This window comes from Flavobacterium plantiphilum (genome assembly GCF_046000495.1).
GTDB classification, from domain to species: Bacteria; Bacteroidota; Bacteroidia; order Flavobacteriales; family Flavobacteriaceae; genus Flavobacterium; species Flavobacterium plantiphilum.
The window spans coordinates 510,540-528,628 of the sequence record NZ_JBELQA010000001.1 but is presented as its reverse complement, the minus strand read 5'-3'; the positions used below and the strand labels follow the sequence as shown (position 1 = coordinate 528,628).

Annotated in this window: 12 protein-coding genes; 7 read left to right on the top strand and 5 right to left on the bottom strand. The window is 35.1% G+C overall.

Annotation, left to right across the window (positions count from 1 at the left end; translation table 11 throughout):
• Positions 1-142: 142 nt before the first annotated feature.
• The 3 genes from thrC to thrA form a co-directional block, all read right to left on the bottom strand.
• Entirely contained in the window at positions 143-1,432 is a 1,290-nt protein-coding gene (gene thrC, locus ABS764_RS02230) for a threonine synthase (protein ID WP_408079516.1), read from the bottom strand.
• Positions 1,433-1,564: 132 nt separating this feature from the next.
• Positions 1,565-2,485 carry a homoserine kinase gene (locus ABS764_RS02225; protein WP_408079514.1) on the bottom strand — a complete coding sequence of 307 codons (921 nt, stop codon included), beginning with the start codon at positions 2,483-2,485 and terminating at the stop codon, positions 1,565-1,567.
• Between the two features lie 99 nt (positions 2,486-2,584).
• Positions 2,585-5,032, bottom strand: a complete 2,448-nt coding sequence (thrA, locus tag ABS764_RS02220) for a bifunctional aspartate kinase/homoserine dehydrogenase I (protein WP_408079512.1) — start codon at positions 5,030-5,032, stop codon at positions 2,585-2,587.
• Between the two features lie 664 nt (positions 5,033-5,696).
• Between thrA and ABS764_RS02215 the strand changes: the two genes are divergently transcribed.
• The 3 genes from ABS764_RS02215 (at position 5,697) to ABS764_RS02205 (ending at position 8,622) form a co-directional block, all read left to right on the top strand.
• The gene (locus ABS764_RS02215) at positions 5,697-6,341 is read left to right on the top strand and encodes a DUF47 domain-containing protein (RefSeq protein WP_408079510.1); all 645 of its coding nucleotides are present in this window, start codon (positions 5,697-5,699) and stop codon (positions 6,339-6,341) included.
• Positions 6,342-6,370: 29 nt separating this feature from the next.
• Positions 6,371-7,705 (top strand): inorganic phosphate transporter, encoded by a 1,335-nt coding sequence (locus ABS764_RS02210; RefSeq protein WP_408079508.1) that lies wholly within the window; start codon positions 6,371-6,373, stop codon positions 7,703-7,705.
• 68 nt (positions 7,706-7,773) lie between these two features.
• Positions 7,774-8,622 carry an EamA family transporter gene (locus tag ABS764_RS02205; protein WP_408079506.1) on the top strand — a complete coding sequence of 283 codons (849 nt, stop codon included), beginning with the start codon at positions 7,774-7,776 and terminating at the stop codon, positions 8,620-8,622.
• Here the strand turns inward: ABS764_RS02205 and rimK are convergent.
• Both rimK and ABS764_RS02195 read right to left on the bottom strand, forming a co-directional pair.
• Entirely contained in the window at positions 8,619-10,001 is a 1,383-nt protein-coding gene (gene rimK, locus ABS764_RS02200; RefSeq protein ID WP_408079755.1) for a 30S ribosomal protein S6--L-glutamate ligase, read from the bottom strand. The genes ABS764_RS02205 and rimK overlap by 4 nt on opposite strands.
• Positions 10,002-10,137: 136 nt before the next feature.
• The gene (locus tag ABS764_RS02195; RefSeq protein WP_408079504.1) at positions 10,138-12,687 is read right to left on the bottom strand and encodes an ATP-dependent Clp protease ATP-binding subunit; all 2,550 of its coding nucleotides are present in this window, start codon (positions 12,685-12,687) and stop codon (positions 10,138-10,140) included.
• A 256-nt stretch (positions 12,688-12,943) separates the two neighbouring features.
• Between ABS764_RS02195 and gyrA the strand changes: the two genes are divergently transcribed.
• The 4 genes from gyrA (at position 12,944) to ABS764_RS02175 (ending at position 18,026) form a co-directional block, all read left to right on the top strand.
• The gene (gyrA, locus tag ABS764_RS02190) at positions 12,944-15,586 is read left to right on the top strand and encodes a DNA gyrase subunit A (protein ID WP_408079502.1); all 2,643 of its coding nucleotides are present in this window, start codon (positions 12,944-12,946) and stop codon (positions 15,584-15,586) included.
• 43 nt (positions 15,587-15,629) lie between these two features.
• Positions 15,630-16,904, top strand: coding sequence for a tetratricopeptide repeat protein (locus ABS764_RS02185; protein ID WP_408079500.1), 1,275 nt, complete (start codon positions 15,630-15,632; stop codon positions 16,902-16,904).
• Between the two features lie 162 nt (positions 16,905-17,066).
• Positions 17,067-17,654, top strand: coding sequence for a 5'-methylthioadenosine/S-adenosylhomocysteine nucleosidase family protein (locus ABS764_RS02180; protein ID WP_408079498.1), 588 nt, complete (start codon positions 17,067-17,069; stop codon positions 17,652-17,654).
• A 15-nt stretch (positions 17,655-17,669) separates the two neighbouring features.
• Positions 17,670-18,026, top strand: coding sequence for a hypothetical protein (locus ABS764_RS02175; RefSeq protein ID WP_408079496.1), 357 nt, complete (start codon positions 17,670-17,672; stop codon positions 18,024-18,026).
• Positions 18,027-18,089 lie beyond the last annotated feature (63 nt).

The following is an 18,089-nucleotide window of genomic DNA, read 5'->3' as shown; positions in this document are numbered from 1 at the left end:
TTATCGGGAAGCGGGAACGTACAGCCCGACCTCGTTGCCAAACTAAATTTCCAATACTTATAAACGTTGTGCAACGAGGGCACGCCCATAAAAAAACGGCTAAAGATTACTCCATAGCCGTTTGTATATTATGTTTGAAAGTCTATCCTAAAAACGCTTTCAATTCGTCATAGGTTTTGATTTTAATGCTTACTTTTTCCTTGTTCAGTACGCTTTCTATTTGCACAGGAATTGGTAAAGTTACTCCTAAAGCTGGTTCTACCACATCTAAAAACTTGATAGGATGAGCCGTTTCTAAGAAAACTCCAATAGCATTTGGATAATTTCGCAATTCTTTTTTCAATCCTAAATAACCAACTGCTCCGTGTGGTTCGGCAATGTAACCATCGGTGTTGTAAATGGTTTTCATAGCTTCCAGCGTTTCTGCGTCAGTATACGTATACGAAGAAAAGTCTTTTTTGAACTGTGCTAAATCGTTGCCGTACATTTCCTGAATACGGATAAAGTTACTTGGGTTTCCTACGTCCATTGCATTAGAAATCGTTGCAATAGAAGCTTTTGGATCATAAATCCCATCGACTAAAAATCGAGGTACGGTATCATTTACGTTCGTAGATGCCACAAAATGTTTTACGGGTAATCCCATTTTCTTAGCAATAATTCCGGCACAGATGTTTCCAAAATTTCCGCTAGGGCAGGAGAATACCAATTCTTTGTTTTGAGATTTCAGCGCTTTGTAAGCAAACAGGAAATAAAACATCTGTGGTAACCAACGTGCAATATTAATCGAGTTAGCCGAAGTCAGGTTTTTATGTTTCAAACTTTCATCCAAAAAGGCTTTCTTCACCATGTCCTGACAATCATCAAAAACACCATCAACTTCAAGCGCTTTGATGTTTTGTCCCAGCGTAGTTAATTGTCTTTCCTGAATGTCGCTCACTTTTCCGGAAGGGTATAAAATTACCACTTCAACTCCCTGAACTCCTAAGAATCCGCTGGCAACCGCTCCTCCGGTATCTCCGGAAGTCGCTACTAAAACGGTATTGGTATTGTCTTTTTTATCTTTGTTGAAATAACCCAGACAACGGGACATAAAACGCGCTCCAACGTCCTTGAACGCCATCGTAGGTCCGTGGAATAATTCCAAAGAATAGATTCCGTTTTCAACCGGAACAACCGGGAAATCAAAGCATAGAGTTTCGGCAATGATTTGTTTTAATGTTTCTGTTGGAATTTCGTCACCTACAAATTGCTGAATCGCTTCAAAAGCAATTTCTTCGTGGCTTAAATTTTCAATGTTATCAAAAAAAGATTGCGGAAGCGGCGTGATGCTTTCCGGAAAATACAATCCTTTATCGGCTGCTAATCCTTGTATTACGGCTTCCTGAAAAGAAACTTTAGGTGCGTTATGGTTTAAACTGTAGTATTTCATTTTTATAGTGATTAGTGATTAGTAACTGGTAATTAGTACAAATACACATCATTAATTATTTAATTATTCTGTTTTAGTTTTAGGTAGTAAGTAATTAGTTTAGACTATTCACTAATTACTGTTCACTAGTAACTAGATAACTTTCATTCCTGTATCGTTCACCTTGCACACATGGATTTCATAAGGTAAATTCATGGTGTCGTAGACTTCGCTCATTCCTTTGGCGATTTTTTCGGCGGTGGCTGCCCCTCTGCTTAAAGCAAAAATAGAAGGACCGGAACCGGATATTCCTGAACCTAAAGCACCGTTTTCGTAGGCTGATTGTTTGATTAAATCAAATCCCGGAATCAATACGCTTCGTAACGGTTCAACTATTTCGTCATGTAATGACCGACCGATTAATTCGTAATCCTGCGTGTACAATCCTGCTACTAATCCGCCCACATTTCCCCATTGCGTAATGGCGCTTTTAAGAGAAACGGTTTGTTTTAATACCGAACGGGCATCAGATGTTTTTAATTCAATTTGTGGATGAATTACGGTTGCATACAATTCGTCCGGACTGTCAATTTTGATAATATCCAAAGGATTGGAGCTTCTTACCAAGGTAAAACCTCCCAAAAGGGCAGGAGCAACGTTGTCAGCATGGGCATTTCCCGAAGCTAGTTTTTCACCTTGCATCGCAAATTTCACCAATTCTTTTCGCGTAAACGGATTGCCTAATAATTCATTGGCAGCAAAAACGGCTCCTGCCGAACTCGCAGCCGAACTTCCAATTCCGCTTCCTGCTTTGATGTATTTGTATATTTCAATTTCGAAACCAAAATCGGAATCAACTTCTTCCAGCATGGCTAATAAAGCGACTCCGGCAACGTTTTTCTCGGCTTCCAAAGGTAAATTAGCCCCCTCGATTTTAGTGATGCGAACGCCTTTTTCAGTCGTTTTTCGAACAATCATTTCGTCACCTACATTGTCCAGACACAATCCCAGAACGTCAAATCCGCAGGAAAGGTTCGCAATAGTTGCAGGGCAAAATACTTTTACTTCATTCATTTTTTTATAGTTTCTAAGTTTCTAAGATTCTAAGTTACTAAGTTTCTAAGCTTTTTTTAATCTTAGCAACTTAGTAACTCAGTTACTTAGCAACTCCTTTTAAACATTTCCAATTCTAATTACATCGGCAAAAATTCCCGAAGCAGTAACCGCAGCTCCGGCACCGGCACCTTTTATCAATAAAGGTTGGTCTACATAACGGTCAGTATAGAATAGAACAATATTATCTTTTCCTTCTAAGTTGTAGAATGGATGGTCTTTTGGGATGAATTGCAAACCTACACTAGCTTTTCCATTTTCAAATTGAGCCACAAATTTCAATCTGCTTTCTTTTGCAATGGCTTCCGCCAAAATACCTTCAAAATGACTGTTATATTCAATTAACGATTTGAAAAATTCTTCGTTATTAGCAGTATCCATACATTCCTTTGGTAAGAAAGCCTGGTTTTCAATATCTTCAATTTCCATTTTGTAACCGCTTTCGCGAATTAAAATCAGGATTTTTCTGGCTACGTCAATTCCGCTTAAATCAATTTTTGGATCTGGTTCTGTAAATCCTTGAACTCCTGCTTCTTTAACCACATCATGGAACGAATTGTCTTTGTCGAAATTGTTAAAGATAAAGTTTAAACTTCCGGATAAAACTGCCTGAATCTTATGTACTTTGTCTCCAGAAGCGATTAAGTTTTTTACGGTATCGATAATTGGTAATCCAGCTCCCACATTGGTTTCAAACAAGAATGGGGCATTGTATTGACGAGATAATTTTTTCAGGTTTTTGTAATTGTCATAAGCAGAAGCACAGGCAATTTTGTTACAGGTAACCACACCCACACTTTGTTTTAAGAAATGTTCGTAAGTTGCCGCTACATCAGCATTCGCAGTAATATCAACAAAAATAGAGTTGCGTAAATTTAAGGCCGCTACTTTTTCGATAAACAATTCTTTGTTTGCTGTTTCTCCATTTTCTAAAGTTTTCTGCCAATTATCTAAATCAATTGCATCTTCATCAAAATGCATTTTTCTAGAATTAGACATAGCAATGACGCGAACGTTGATTTTTAGATTTTCTTTTAAGAATTTCTTTTGCTGGTGGATTTGCTCGATGAATTTTTCACCTACATTACCCACACCCATTACAAACAAGTTCAATTGTTTGGTGTTTTCCTCAAAGAAATTTTCGTGCAAAGTGTTCAATGCTTTCTTAACGTCTCTTTCGTTAATTACGGCTGAGATGTTTCGCTCCGAAGCACCTTGAGCAATTGCTCTGATGTTTACGTTATTTTTTCCCAGAGTACTAAACATTCTTCCGCTTAGACCTTGGTGGTTTTTCATGTTTTCGCCCACTAATGCAATAATGCACAAGTTTTTCTCTACAATGCAAGGATCTATTTTGTTTTGGGCAATTTCGATTTCAAATGCTTTGTTGATGGCATTTTCGGCAACTTCGGCATCAGAATTTAAAATTCCGATACAGATTGAATGCTCCGAAGAAGCCTGAGTAATGAAAATAACATTGATACTTTCATTCGACAATACTTCGAAAAGTCTTTTAGATGAACCTGAAACTCCAATCATTCCCGGACCTTCCAGTGTAATCAGAGTAATATTTTCAATATGGCTGATTCCTCTCACCGGATTTCCATTTGATACAGAAACATTAGAAATAAAAGTTCCTTCGGCTTCTGGTTCAAAAGTATTTTTGATATGAATTGGAATGTTTTTTGTTAAAACCGGCTGAATAGTTGGCGGGTATAAAACTTTGGCACCAAAATGCGACAATTCCATTGCCTCTTGGTACGAAATAGTAGCAATAGGCTGAGCTTGTTTTACAATTTTTGGATTCGCAGTAAACATTCCGTTTACGTCAGTCCAGATTTCCAGTTCGCTGGCGTTTAATGCTCCGGCCATAATAGCTGCAGTATAATCGGATCCACCACGACCTAAAGTAGTATTGATATCATCTAAAGAAGAAGCAATAAAACCAGGCATTACTACAACCTGAGACTCATTGGCACTAAAAAATGCAGTAGTTAATAAGTTTGTTGCTTCAAAACTTACCGCTGCTTTTCCGTAATTATTGTTGGTTTTAATCAACTCCCGGCTGTCTTTGTAACTACTGTTTTTTAGGTTTTGTTTTAATGATTCGGCAATAATATAAGATGAAAGTAATTCGCCAAAACTTAAAATAGTATCTGATGTTCTAGCTGATAATTCGCCAAGAAGAAAACAACCGTCTAAGATAGTTTCTAAGTGGTTAATGATTCTTTTGATGTGACTTAATAAACCGCTTTGTTCGCTTACAGGAATTAATTCTTTTAAAGCATCTAAGTGTTTCTTTTCGATTTCGGCAACAATGTCTTTGTAAGTCTCATCATTAGAAGCTGCTTTTGAAGCTGCTAATTGCAACAAATCGGTTACTTTACTAAGAGCAGAAACTACTACAATCAGTTTGTCATTTTTAGCTTTACTGAGAACAATATCTAGAACTAATTTTATATTTTTTGCATTGGCAACCGAAGTTCCGCCAAATTTTAATACTTTCATTTTGTTTGTTTTATTTTAAAAATGCAATACTTTATATACACCCAGTTACTTTCTTCTAATAAAAAAGCATGTATAAATTCAGGATTATATGTAATGATAAATACCCCTAAGGGGTAGTAGTAGTTGTAACAGAAATTGTAACCCAAATTTGAGTTGCTATCGGAGAGTGATATATGATTCTGTTGTCTTTCATAAGAGTTCCCAAAAATACAGTTTTTTATAAAAATCAAAAACCTTTCTCCGGTTTTTGTGAAAAAAAATTAAAAAAGAGCAAATATATGTTTTTACTGCTTTTAATTATAGAGATTTCTGTTGAAATTTTTATAAATAAGCTGTTTTTTGTGAAAATAACTTGGTCGGATTCATTCAAAAATAAAAATATTGAAATACTTATTTAACTAAAAAAGATTTAGACCGAATATGTTTTCGATTTAATGCACTTATTTTTGTTTTTAGGAATTTGCTAACTCATCCGGTTTTAATTTTGAGATAAAGCAGTTTTTACGCACATTGTATGATGAAGTGTTTTCTGATTTGGTTAATTTTTTATTTAAAAGAGTACAAATAGTTGAAAAAAACTGTTGTAATGCAGGATTAATTTTTGAAATAACTTTAACATCAAATAAAAAAAAGTATTTTTGCTATCTAAAAAATAAAGTAAAAAATGTCAATAAACAGTATTTTCCAATTTTTAGTACCGAAGGATAAAAAATTCTTTCCACTTTTTGAAGAAGCTTCCAGTAATTTGATTGAATTAGCTTCTAATTTACACGAAGCAGTAAATCTTCCTCTGAAAGAAAGAGAAGTTCTTTTTCAAAAAATAGACGAATTAGAACAAAGAGGAGAAGATATTACCCGTCAGACAAATTTAGAATTGAGCAGAAACTTTATTACTCCCTTTGACAGAGAAGATATTCACTCTTTGGTAACTTCTATTGACAATGTCGCTGACCGTTTGCACGGTGCATCCAGTATTATGAGATTGTATCAGGTAGACAAGATTACAAAGTCTATCAGAAAATTGACCGAGATTAATCTTGAAGCTTGTCAAAATATTGAAATTGCTGTAAAAGAATTAAGAGATTTTAAAAATGCACACAAAATTAAAGCGGCTTGTGCTAAAATTTCTAAGTTAGAAAATAAGTCTGATAATGTTTATAATAAAGCCGTTTTTGAAATTTTTGAAAACGAAACAGATGCTAAGAACATCATTAAATATAAAGAAGTATTATCAATTCTGGAATCTGCTACTGATAAATGTAAGAGTGTAGCCAGCGTTCTGGAATCTATTTCGGTTAAACATTCTTAAATTTAATTATTCTTCTGAAGAAATAACACATGACTTTACTTATAACAATTATAGTTTTAGCTCTTATTTTTGATTACATAAATGGTTTTCATGATGCTGCTAATGCTATTGCAACAGTAGTTGCTACTAAAGTACTGACACCTTTTCAGGCAGTTGTTTGGGCTGCTTTTTTTAATTTTTTAGCCTATTGGGTTTTTGGTTTTGGAGTTGCAGATACTGTAGCAAAAACAGCACACACTATTGATATTAATTTAATTGTAATTCTGGCGGGAGTCATTGCGGCCATTTGCTGGAATTTATTAACCTGGTGGTTGGGAATTCCTTCAAGTTCTTCTCATACTTTAATTGGCGGATTTGCCGGAGCCGCTGTTGCTCACGCTATTTATATGCATGGTTTCTCTGATTACACTGTTGTAGAAGACGGAGTAACTATTACTAGACACTGGTACAATATTGTAAACTGGTATGATCCGGGAAAACCAGGCGGATTGCCGACAGGAGTTATTATCATTATCGCTTTTATATTTTTGGCACCATTAGTAGGAGCAATTGCTTCTTACTCTATTTCGATATGGTTATTAAATGCAGCAAGAAAAAGTATTTACCCAAAGATTTTTACAGTAGCATTAATGATTGTTACGGTTTGGTTTGTTAGTCACATGATGATTAATGATATAGGGAAACCCAGGTTTGAATCTCATTTTTGGAGTGTAGCTTTTGAGCCTCATAATATAAAGTGGCTTTTGGTTGGTTTTATTGTTTTGTCAATAAGTGCTTTTTGTTTAGTGTTTAGCAGTTTGAGCCATCATCAGTCAGAAAAAATGCTGAAAAAAATGCAGTTGTTATCATCAGCGGCTTTTAGTTTGGGTCATGGTGGAAATGATTCTCAAAAAGTAATGGGTATCATTGCAGCAGCAGTAATTGTGTATGTAAATAAAGAAGGAGTAGCTTTGGAAGAAATGCCTGCCTGGTTACAAGTAGCACTTCCTGACGGAGAAACACCGGGAATAATGCCGGAATGGATTCCACTTGCCTGTTATTCAGCTATTGCGGCCGGAACATTGAGTGGAGGATGGAAAATTGTAAAAACAATGGGTTCTAAAATCACAAAAGTAACTTCTTTTGAGGGGGTTGCTGCTGAAACAGCCGGAGCTTTGACTTTGTATTTTACAGAACATTTAAAAATTCCGGTTAGTACCACTCATACTATAACAGGTTCTATCATCGGTGTTGGTTTGACTAAACGTGTGTCTGCAGTACGATGGGGAGTGACCGTTAGTTTAATTTGGGCATGGATTTTAACTATTCCTATTTCTGCTCTTTTAGCAGCTATTTGTTACTATGTTTTGAATCTTTTTCTGTAAAACAAAATCATAAATTTATAAAGCCATCCGATACTTCGGATGGCTTTTGTGTTTTTTAGCTTTAAATTATGTTGTATTTATTATTAAGTGTTATTTGTAGTGTTTCTGTAGGTGTGATTTTTAAAATTGCCCGTCAATCATCAGTGAATCCAAAACAAATTGTGCTGTTTAATTATCTTTTTGCGTTTTTACTTTGTTATGTGGTCTTTTCTCCGGACATGATAATAATAACTACAGAAACTCCATTTGTACTCTATGGAAGCCTGGGAATTTTACTGCCGCTTGTATTTTTGTTTTTGATTGCTTCCATCAAAAATATTGGAATTGTAAAAACAGATGCTGCACAAAGATTGTCATTGTTCGTTTCAATTCTGGCGGCCTGGCTGCTTTTTAAAGAAGTATTTTCGATCACAAAGCTAATTGGAATCATAATAGGATTTGGAGCTTTGTTTTGTGTGTTGTACAAGACTGATAATTCGGAAAAAGCGGATTTTAAATATCCTGTTTTAGTCTTTTTAGGTTTTGGTATTATTGATATTTTGTTTAAAAAAATAGCGGCTTTTACCACTGTTCCCTACACAACGTCTTTGTTTGTGATTTTCGGAATCGCTTTGCTTTGCATGCTGGTTGTAGTGCTTTATGAAAGATTTTTTATAAAGAAACTTTTTAGTGTCAGTAACCTGTTTTTTGGGTTTTTAGTTGGATGTTTTAATTTTGGAAATATATTATTCTATTTAAAAGCACATCAGGTATTCTCCACAAATCCTTCGACTGTTTTTGCAGGAATGAACATGGGAGTTATTCTGTTAGGAAGTATAATTGGGGTGCTTGCTTTTAAGGAGAAATTATCAAAACTTAATTATGCAGGACTGTTGCTGGCGTTATTTTCTATACTTTTTATTGTTATTTCAGCTTAAGATTTGTTAGGGTCTAATTTGAAATTTTTTTCAATAGCCTTAATCATTTCCCCTGCGATGTCTTTATTGGTTGCTGTTTCAATACCTTCTAAACCTGGAGAAGAATTTACTTCGAGCAATAAAGGTCCTTTTGAAGATCTGATAATATCAACACCGGCTACTTTTAAATCCATTGCTTTTGCAGCTTTTACTGCTATTTTTTTCTCTTCAGAGGTCGCTTTGATAATAGAAGCTGTTCCTCCAAGATGGATGTTAGCTCTGAATTCTCCGGGCATAGCTTCTCTTTGAATCGAGGCGACTACTTTTCCATCAATTACAAAACAACGAATGTCTTTACCATTTGCTTCTTTAATGAATTCCTGAACTAAAATATTCGCATTTAAACTTTTAAAAGCATTGATAACACTTTCGGCAGCTTTTTTTGTTTCGGCAAGAACCACACCTTTTCCCTGAGTGCCTTCAAGAAGTTTTACAATTAACGGTGTACCGCCAACCATTTTTATTAAATCATCCGTATCTAATGGAGAATTGGCAAATCCTGTAGTGGGAATACCTATTCCGCTGTGCAATAACAGTTGTAAAGAGAAAAGTTTATCCCTGGATTGGGTAATGGCTGTTGATGAATTTAAGCAAAAAACATTTAAGGCTTCAAACTGGCGTGTTAAAGCACAGCCATAGAAAGTTATACTTGGTCGGATTCGGGGAATAATGGCGTCAAATTCATTTAAAATTTTCCCCCCACGATAATGAATTTCAGGTTTTTTAGCATCCAGTTTGATATAGCATTCTTTGATGTTCAGGAAATGCATCTCGTGACCACGCATTTCTCCGGCTTCCATGATTCTTTTATTGCTGTATAATTCAGGATTGCTTGCTAGTAAGCCAATGCGTAATCCGCTTGGAGCTTTCTCAGAGTTTTTATAAATTTCTTTTAAAGTATCACTTGTGGGTTGTCCTAATAAAAATTGCTGCGCCGGATCAACTAATATTCTACCGCTCATCGCTTCACGGCCTAACAGCATACGGAACCCCATTGTGTCTCTGTTAGTTAAAGTCATTTCAATAGGCCATGTAGTTTCTCCAATTTTTAAATTGGTTTGGATAACATAACGCTGTTCTCTGAATCCGCTTGAACTTTTTACAATCCGCTTGTCGATCAAAGGGGCTTCACAGTGAATTATTGTTTTAGAATTGTTCTGTATGGGGTTAATGTCAAACTTAACCCAGTTTGCGTCATTTTTGATAAAAGGTGCTATATTGATGGCGTGCAGGGCAGAAGTTTTTGCCCCTGAATCCACTCTGGCTTTTATGGTTGGAATTCCTAGTTCTGGAAAAGAGCACCATTCTTCACTACCTACGACAACTTTATTCATTATAATTTTATTGGTTTAGTCTGTTTTTTTAAACGCCAAATGTAGTTATTTGTTGCTGAAATAAAAGGAAATTGTGTTAAAAGAATAAACCCGTTAAGTTAAGAAAACATAACGGGTTTATAGAGTTAAGTGAAGCGGTTAATTATAAATTAGTTGCTTCTCCTGTTTTGTGAATTTTTACAGTTAATTCCTGAGTTCCATCTTCAATATCCATGAAAATTTCATCGCCGGCTGTAATTTTTGAAGTAATAATTTCTTCGGCAAGTGTATCTTCTACGTACTTTTGAATAGCTCTTTTTAATGGTCTTGCACCAAATTGCTTATCAAAACCTTTTTCTGCAATAAATGCTTTTGCTTTATCGGAAAGTTTTAGATTGTATCCTAAGTCGGCAATTCTGGCATATAGTTTTTTCAATTCGATTTCGATAATTAAATCAATATCATGTTTTTCTAGTGCATTAAATACAATTACATCATCAATTCTGTTCAGGAATTCAGGTGCAAATGTTTTTTTCAATGCATTTTCAATAATACTTTTCGAATTATCATCAGCCTGTGCTACTTTCGCAGCAGTTCCAAAACCAACTCCCTGACCAAAATCTTTTAATTGTCTGGCTCCTACATTAGAAGTCATAATGATGATGGTATTTTTAAAGTCAATTTTTCTTCCTAGGCTATCGGTCAGGAATCCGTCATCTAACACTTGTAAAAGCATGTTGAAAACATCAGGATGGGCCTTTTCAATTTCATCTAAAAGTACAACAGCATATGGTTTTCTGCGAACTTTTTCGGTTAATTGTCCGCCTTCTTCGTATCCTACGTATCCCGGAGGCGCACCTACTAATCGTGAGATGGCAAATTTTTCCATATATTCACTCATGTCAATTCGCACCAGAGCTTCTTCTGAATCAAATAATTCTTTAGCTAAAACTTTAGCCAGCTGTGTTTTTCCAACTCCCGTTTGTCCTAAGAAAATAAAGGAACCAATTGGTCGGTTTGGATCTTTCAGTCCGGCACGATTTCTTTGGATAGATCGGGCAATTTTTAATACTGCTTCATTTTGACCAATAACCTTACTTTCAATAAGTTCCGGTAGTTTTGCTAATTTATTACTTTCAGTTTGTGCAATTCTGTTAACAGGTATGCCGGTCATCATAGAAACCACATCGGCAACATTATCTTCTGTTACCTGAATTCGATTACTTTTTGCATCTTCTTCCCATTGTTCCTGAGCGATGGCTAGATCTTTTTCAATGCGTTTTTCATCATCACGAAGTTTAGCTGCTTCTTCATATTTCTGCTTTTTAACAACGGCATTTTTTAACTCTCTGATGTCTTCTAACTGTCGTTCTAAATCGAGTATTTTTTTAGGAACTTCGATATTGGTAATGTGTACTCGCGACCCCGCTTCATCCATTGCGTCAATTGCTTTGTCCGGTAAAAAACGTTCAGACATATATCGGTTTGTCAGTTTTACACAAGCCTCGATTGCTTCCTGTGTGTAAGTAACATTGTGGTGGTCTTCGTATTTGTTTTTTACATTGTTCAAAATAGTGATTGTTTCCTCTACCGAAGTAGGTTCTACAATGATTTTTTGAAAACGTCTTTCGAGAGCCCCGTCTTTTTCAATGTATTGTCTGTACTCGTCAAGAGTAGTTGCACCGATGCATTGAATTTCACCTCTGGCCAATGCTGGTTTAAACATGTTAGAAGCGTCCAGCGAACCTGTAGCTCCGCCAGCACCAACAATGGTATGAATTTCATCAATGAAAAGAATGATATCGTCATTTTTTTCTAATTCATTCATTACTGCTTTCATGCGTTCTTCAAACTGACCACGGTATTTAGTGCCGGCAACTAAGCTGGCTAAGTCTAAAGTAACAACACGTTTATTAAATAAAATTCGGGATACTTTCTTATGGATAATACGCAATGCTAATCCTTCGGCAATAGCTGATTTTCCTACTCCCGGTTCTCCAATTAACAGTGGATTGTTTTTTTTGCGACGGCTTAAAATCTGGCAAACACGTTCAATTTCTTTTTCGCGTCCAACAACAGGATCCAGTTTTCCTTCTTCGGCCATTTCGGTCAGATCTCTTCCAAAATTGTCTAAAACAGGTGTTTTTGATTTTTTGTTAGACTTATTGGCCGGATTGTTGAAATTGCCTTCTTTTAAACTGTCATCTTGTCCTAAATCGTCATTGTAAGAGTCTGTGGCTCTTGGTAAATTTTCTAAGAATTCTTCTTCGTTTGGTGTCATATTGAGATATTGTTCTTTAGCTATATCATAATCTATTTTTAGTTTATTTAATAGCTTGGTTGTAGGATCGTTTTCGTTTCTTAGAATACATAATAATAAATGAGCGGTACTAACCGATGGACTCTGGAAAACTTTAGCTTCAAGGAATGTGGTTTTTAATGCACGCTCCGCCTGACGAGTCAAATGCAGGTTTTTCTTTTCTAAATTATTATCGATTCCCGGGATTGCAGGGCTTAGGATTTCTACTTTTCTGCGTAAATGATCTAAGTCAATAGATAAATTATTGAGTATCTGTATTGCTTTACCATTACCATCTCTAAGAATACCAAGCATCAAGTGTTCAGTCCCAATGAAGTCATGACCTAGTCGTAAAGCTTCTTCTTTACTGTAGGTAATAACATCTTTTACTCTTGGTGAAAAATTGTCATCCATAATATTTATTTCTTGTATGTGTAAATTTAGTGAATTACTATTTGAAAAACAAAAACCATACCTAAGTACTTATGTCAGCTAATAGACAAAAAAAATGGCAAAAAAGCTTGAATTTCTCTATAAATTATTAAACAAATGACAATGTTAAGTTGTTAATAAATCTTTGAAATTAGTATATCGAAAAGCTTTTAAAAATTTCAAAAATCCGTATATTGGCACGTTTTGAAATGAATATAATTATTTAATATAACAACTTATGTCTGAAGGAGAAAAGTTAATTCCTATTAACATTGAAGATGAAATGAAATCAGCTTACATTGATTATTCAATGTCGGTAATTGTATCAAGAGCGCTTCCTGATGTTAGAGATGGCTTGAAACCAGTACATCGAAGAGTGCTTTATGGAATGTATGATTTAGGAGTAACTTCAAGATCTGCCCACAAAAAATCTGCAAGAATAGTCGGGGAAGTTTTAGGAAAGTATCACCCGCATGGAGATACTTCCGTTTATGATGCCATGGTTCGTATGGCTCAGGAATGGAGTTTACGTTATTTATTAGTTGACGGTCAGGGTAACTTCGGTTCTGTAGACGGTGACAGCCCGGCAGCAATGCGATATACCGAGGCCAGAATGCGTAAGATTTCGGAAGAAATAATGGCAGACATCGAAAAAGAAACCGTTGATTTCCAATTGAACTTTGACGATACTTTATATGAGCCAAAAGTAATGCCTACCCGTGTTCCTACTTTATTAGTAAACGGAGCAACCGGTATTGCAGTAGGTATGGCTACTAATATGCCTCCTCATAATCTTACTGAAGTTATCAATGGGACACTTGCTTATTTAGATAATAACGATATCGAAATTGATGAATTAATGAATCATATAAAAGCTCCTGATTTTCCAACAGGAGGTGTAATATATGGTTATGAAGGGGTTCGTGAAGCTTTTAAAACGGGAAGAGGACGTATTGTAATGCGTGCTAAAGTAAGTTTTGAAGAAGTAGATGGCAGAGAATGCATTATTGCTACTGAAATTCCATATCAGGTGAACAAAGCAGATATGATTAAACGTACTGCTGACTTAGTCAATGAGAAAAAAATAGATGGAATTGCTAATATCCGTGATGAGTCAGACAGAAACGGAATGCGTATCGTCTATATTCTGAAAAGAGATGCTACGCCTAATGTGGTTTTAAATACCTTATATAAGTTTACACAATTACAATCTTCATTTAGTGTAAATAATATTGCGCTTGTTAAAGGACGCCCGCAAATGTTGAATCTAAAAGATATGATTCACTACTTTATTGAGCACCGTCACGATGTTGTAGTTCGCAGAACACAGTTTGAATTGCGTAAAGCCGAAGAAAGAGCTCATATTTTAGAAGGTTTAATTATTGCTTCGGATAATATTGATGAAGTAATTGCGTTAATCAGAGGTTCTAAAAACACGGAAGAAGCCCGTGAGAAATTAATAGAAAGGTTCCAACTTTCAGACATTCAGGCACGTGCTATCGTTGAAATGCGTCTGCGTCAGTTAACCGGTCTGGAACAGGATAAATTAAGAGCAGAATATGAGGAATTAATGAAATTAATTACTCACTTAAAGGCATTATTAGCTGATGTGAATTTAAGAACTGAGCTTATTAAAGAAGAATTAGCCGAAATACGCGATAAATATGGTGATGCCCGTCGTTCAACTATTGAATATTCAGGCGGAGATGTAAGTATTGAAGATTTAATTGCCGATGAGAATGTAGTGATTACTATTTCTCATGCCGGTTATATTAAACGAACCAATTTAACAGAATACAAAACGCAGAATAGAGGAGGAGTAGGACAAAAAAGTGCCGGAACAAGAGATCAGGATTTCTTAGAGCATATGTTTGTGGCTACAAACCATCAATATATGATGTTCTTTACTCAAAAAGGAAAATGTTTCTGGATGCGGGTTTATGAAATACCTGAAGGAAGCAAAACGGCTAAGGGCAGAGCGATCCAAAACCTTATCAATATCGAAAGCGATGATAAAGTTAAAGCTTTTATCTGTACTCAGGATTTGAAAGATCAGGATTATATCAAAACACATAACTTAGTTATGGTAACTAAGAAAGGACAGGTTAAGAAAACTTCATTAGAGAAATATTCTAAACCAAGAGTTAACGGAGTTGCCGCTATTACCATTAAAGAAGGCGATGAATTATTAGGGGCTGAATTAACGAATGGTGAAAGCCAAATTATTCTGGCCGTTAAATCAGGTAAGTTAGTTCGTTTTGAAGAAACTAAAACCCGCCCGATGGGAAGAACAGCTTCCGGAGTACGCGGTATAACGCTAAAAGACGATAGTGATGAAGTAATTAGTATGGTTACTGTTGACAAAGACAATATCAACGATACTCAAATTTTAGTAGTAACTGAGAAAGGATATGGTAAACGTACTAAGTTAGTAGATGATGATGGAGAAGACGTGTACAGAATTACAAATCGTGGAGGAAAAGGAGTAAAAACCCTTAACATCACTGAAAAAACAGGAAGTTTAATTTCTATAAGTGCCGTAACCGATGCTGATGACTTAATGATTATTAATAAATCCGGGTTAACTATCAGAATGGCAATTGAAGATTTAAGAGTAATGGGGCGTGCTACCCAGGGAGTTAAATTGATCAATCTGAAAGGAAATGACTCTATTGCGGCGGTTGCTAAAGTAATGAAAGATGATGCTGAAGAAGTGGTACTTGACGAAAACGGAAATGTTATAGAAAATGCAGCCATTGAAAGAGTAAAACCAGTATTAGAAGTACTAGAAGATGATGGCATTGTGGAAGATGAAGAGGATGAAGAAGAAGATAGCATCGAAGACGAAGAAGTTGATGACTCTGAAGATGATGAATCTTAAATTTGTAACCCAAGTGAATTATTAAATATTAAAAATGAATATTATGAATGGTAAATTTGTAATGCTTGCATCAGCTTTATTGCTGTCTGTAGCTACTTTTGCTCAGAAAAAAGAATTAAGAGCTGCAGAAAAAGCAGCAAAAGGTGACGATATGACAGAAGTGCTCAGAATTTTGAAAGAAGCCGAACCTGTAATGACGAATGCATCTGATGAAGAAAAAGCCCAGTATCTCTTTTTAAAAGGAAATGCTTATATGGCGCTGGTAGAGAAAAAAGTCGATACCGAAGTTAATATGTCTCAGGCTGCCAATACGTATAAAGAATTAATAGCAGCTGAGAAAGCTTCCGGTAAACAAAAGTATTCCAGTCAGGCAGCAACATCAATCACAAGAATTAAAGGTATGTTAATTAACAGTGGTGTTGCAGCTACTAAAGAAAACAATAATATTGAAGGAGCTCAAAAATTATATGAAGCCTATCTTTTAGATAAAAAAGATACTATAAATCTTTATTATGCAGCTTCCACTTATGTAAGTGGTAAAGATTATGATAAAGCAATGGAACTGTATAATGAGCTTAAAAAGTTAAACTATTCCGGTAAAGCAACAGAATATCTGGCTACCAGTAAAGTAAATGGTGAAGAAAATGCGTTTGCTACTGCTGCTGAAAGAGACAAAGCAGTGAAATTAGGAACGCATGAAAATCCAAAAACGGAACAAATTCCTTCTAAAAGAGGGGAGATTTATAAAAATATGGCTTTGATATTAGTAGATCAAGGAAAAATTGCTGAAGCTAAAAAAGCTGTTGCAGAAGCTACAGCAGCTAATCCGGACGATACTTCTTTAATGTTAACTGAGGCTAATTTATATCTTCAAACTAAAGATTTTGATAAATACAAACAGATAATTACGGAAGTATTAGCAAAAAATCCTAATGATGCAGGATTAGTATACAATTTAGGAGTGATTTCTGCAAATGCTAATAATAATGCTGATGCAGAGAAATATTATAAAAGAGCAATCGAAATTAAGCCTGATTATACTAACGCTTATATCAACTTAGCTGTTTTAAAACTACAAAACGAAAAACCTCTTATCGAAGAAATGAATAAGTTAGGAACTTCTGATAAGGATATGAAACGTTATGATGTTTTGAAAAAGAAAAGAGAGGAGTTGTTTAAAAGTACTTTACCGTATTTGAAAAAAGCGTATGAATTAGATCCTCAAAACGAAGATGTGGTAAAAACACTTTCAGGAGTTTATGGAGCATTAGAAATGACAGCTGAGAAGAATGCCTTGAAAGCTAATATGAAAAAATAATTTTTCAGTCATATAAAAAATAACAGCCATCTTTGATATTTTCAGAGATGGCTTTTTTTATTTGATTTATTTACCACGCAACTATTATAAATTTGTAGTTTTGTTTTTTTCTTTTCTTGAAAAGATATACTCACAATTTTAAAATAGTTAACTAAATTAATAATGATTGCACTCAATCAGGATTGTAAATATCCATTAGAAAAGATACTTTTTGTATTTGCATTGGAATCAGAAGCTGCTGACGTATTTAATAAACAAAATAAATTATTTACAGGAATAGGAAAAATTAACGCTGCTTATGAATTGACAAAAGCAATTCATAATAAAAAACCTGATTTAATTATCAATTTAGGCTCTGCCGGAAGTAGTACATTTTCTAAGGGAGATGTAATTTGCTGTACACAATTTGTACAACGTGATATGGACGTACGTGGCTTGGGGTATGAACTTTATGAAACTCCTTTTTCCGGAGTGCCGTCTCTATTACAATATGGTTTAAAAATAGAAAAGTTACCGCTGGGTATTTGTGGTACGGGTGATAATTTTGAAATGAGCCATAATGAAACTAAATATAATGTGGTGGATATGGAGGCTTACGCACTGGCTACTATCGCGATGAGAGAAAATATTCCGTTTGTATGTCTTAAATATATTTCTGACGGTGCTGATGATAATGCAGCTGATGACTGGGCTGAATCAGTGCATAAGGCCGCTCATGCATTTGGCAAAATTCTTCAGATTAATGATTAGTAGGTTTTATATACAATGAAGAGGCTGGTTTTAAAAACAATTGAAAATAGTATTGAAATTCCATTTGTCGAAGATGAATTTGAATCCGGCGCTGTCTGTTTTGCCAATGATGAAGATTTAAGATTGGACTTTAAGTTACAGTTTACTATTTATGATGTAGTGAATTATGTGTATGGCATTTATCAATTGTACTGGGAAGAAAACGGAAAGTTAGAAGTTTCACGTTTAAAAATTCCGTATCCTGTTAATGCGCATCGTTTTTGGGAATACAGTACTATAGGAAAAAAATACCGTCAGCAACACGTTATTAATAAAATTGAATTAACGGATGTAACTGAATTACAATGGGAAAATTTAAAAAGTAAAATTTAATTTTATTATAATTCACTTGTAGTGTATAACTCCTTGTAATTTCTCTTTATTCCCAATTTGTAA

Coding starts and splice junctions, on each gene's coding strand:
- thrC (WP_408079516.1), bottom strand. CDS start 1,432: ATGAAATACTACAGTTTAAACCATAACGCACCTAAAGTTTCTTTTCAG.
- ABS764_RS02225 (WP_408079514.1), bottom strand. CDS start 2,485: ATGAATGAAGTAAAAGTATTTTGCCCTGCAACTATTGCGAACCTTTCC.
- thrA (WP_408079512.1), bottom strand. CDS start 5,032: ATGAAAGTATTAAAATTTGGCGGAACTTCGGTTGCCAATGCAAAAAAT.
- ABS764_RS02215 (WP_408079510.1), top strand. CDS start 5,697: ATGTCAATAAACAGTATTTTCCAATTTTTAGTACCGAAGGATAAAAAA.
- ABS764_RS02210 (WP_408079508.1), top strand. CDS start 6,371: ATGACTTTACTTATAACAATTATAGTTTTAGCTCTTATTTTTGATTAC.
- ABS764_RS02205 (WP_408079506.1), top strand. CDS start 7,774: ATGTTGTATTTATTATTAAGTGTTATTTGTAGTGTTTCTGTAGGTGTG.
- ABS764_RS02195 (WP_408079504.1), bottom strand. CDS start 12,687: ATGGATGACAATTTTTCACCAAGAGTAAAAGATGTTATTACCTACAGT.
- gyrA (WP_408079502.1), top strand. CDS start 12,944: ATGTCTGAAGGAGAAAAGTTAATTCCTATTAACATTGAAGATGAAATG.
- ABS764_RS02185 (WP_408079500.1), top strand. CDS start 15,630: ATGAATGGTAAATTTGTAATGCTTGCATCAGCTTTATTGCTGTCTGTA.
- ABS764_RS02180 (WP_408079498.1), top strand. CDS start 17,067: ATGATTGCACTCAATCAGGATTGTAAATATCCATTAGAAAAGATACTT.
- ABS764_RS02175 (WP_408079496.1), top strand. CDS start 17,670: ATGAAGAGGCTGGTTTTAAAAACAATTGAAAATAGTATTGAAATTCCA.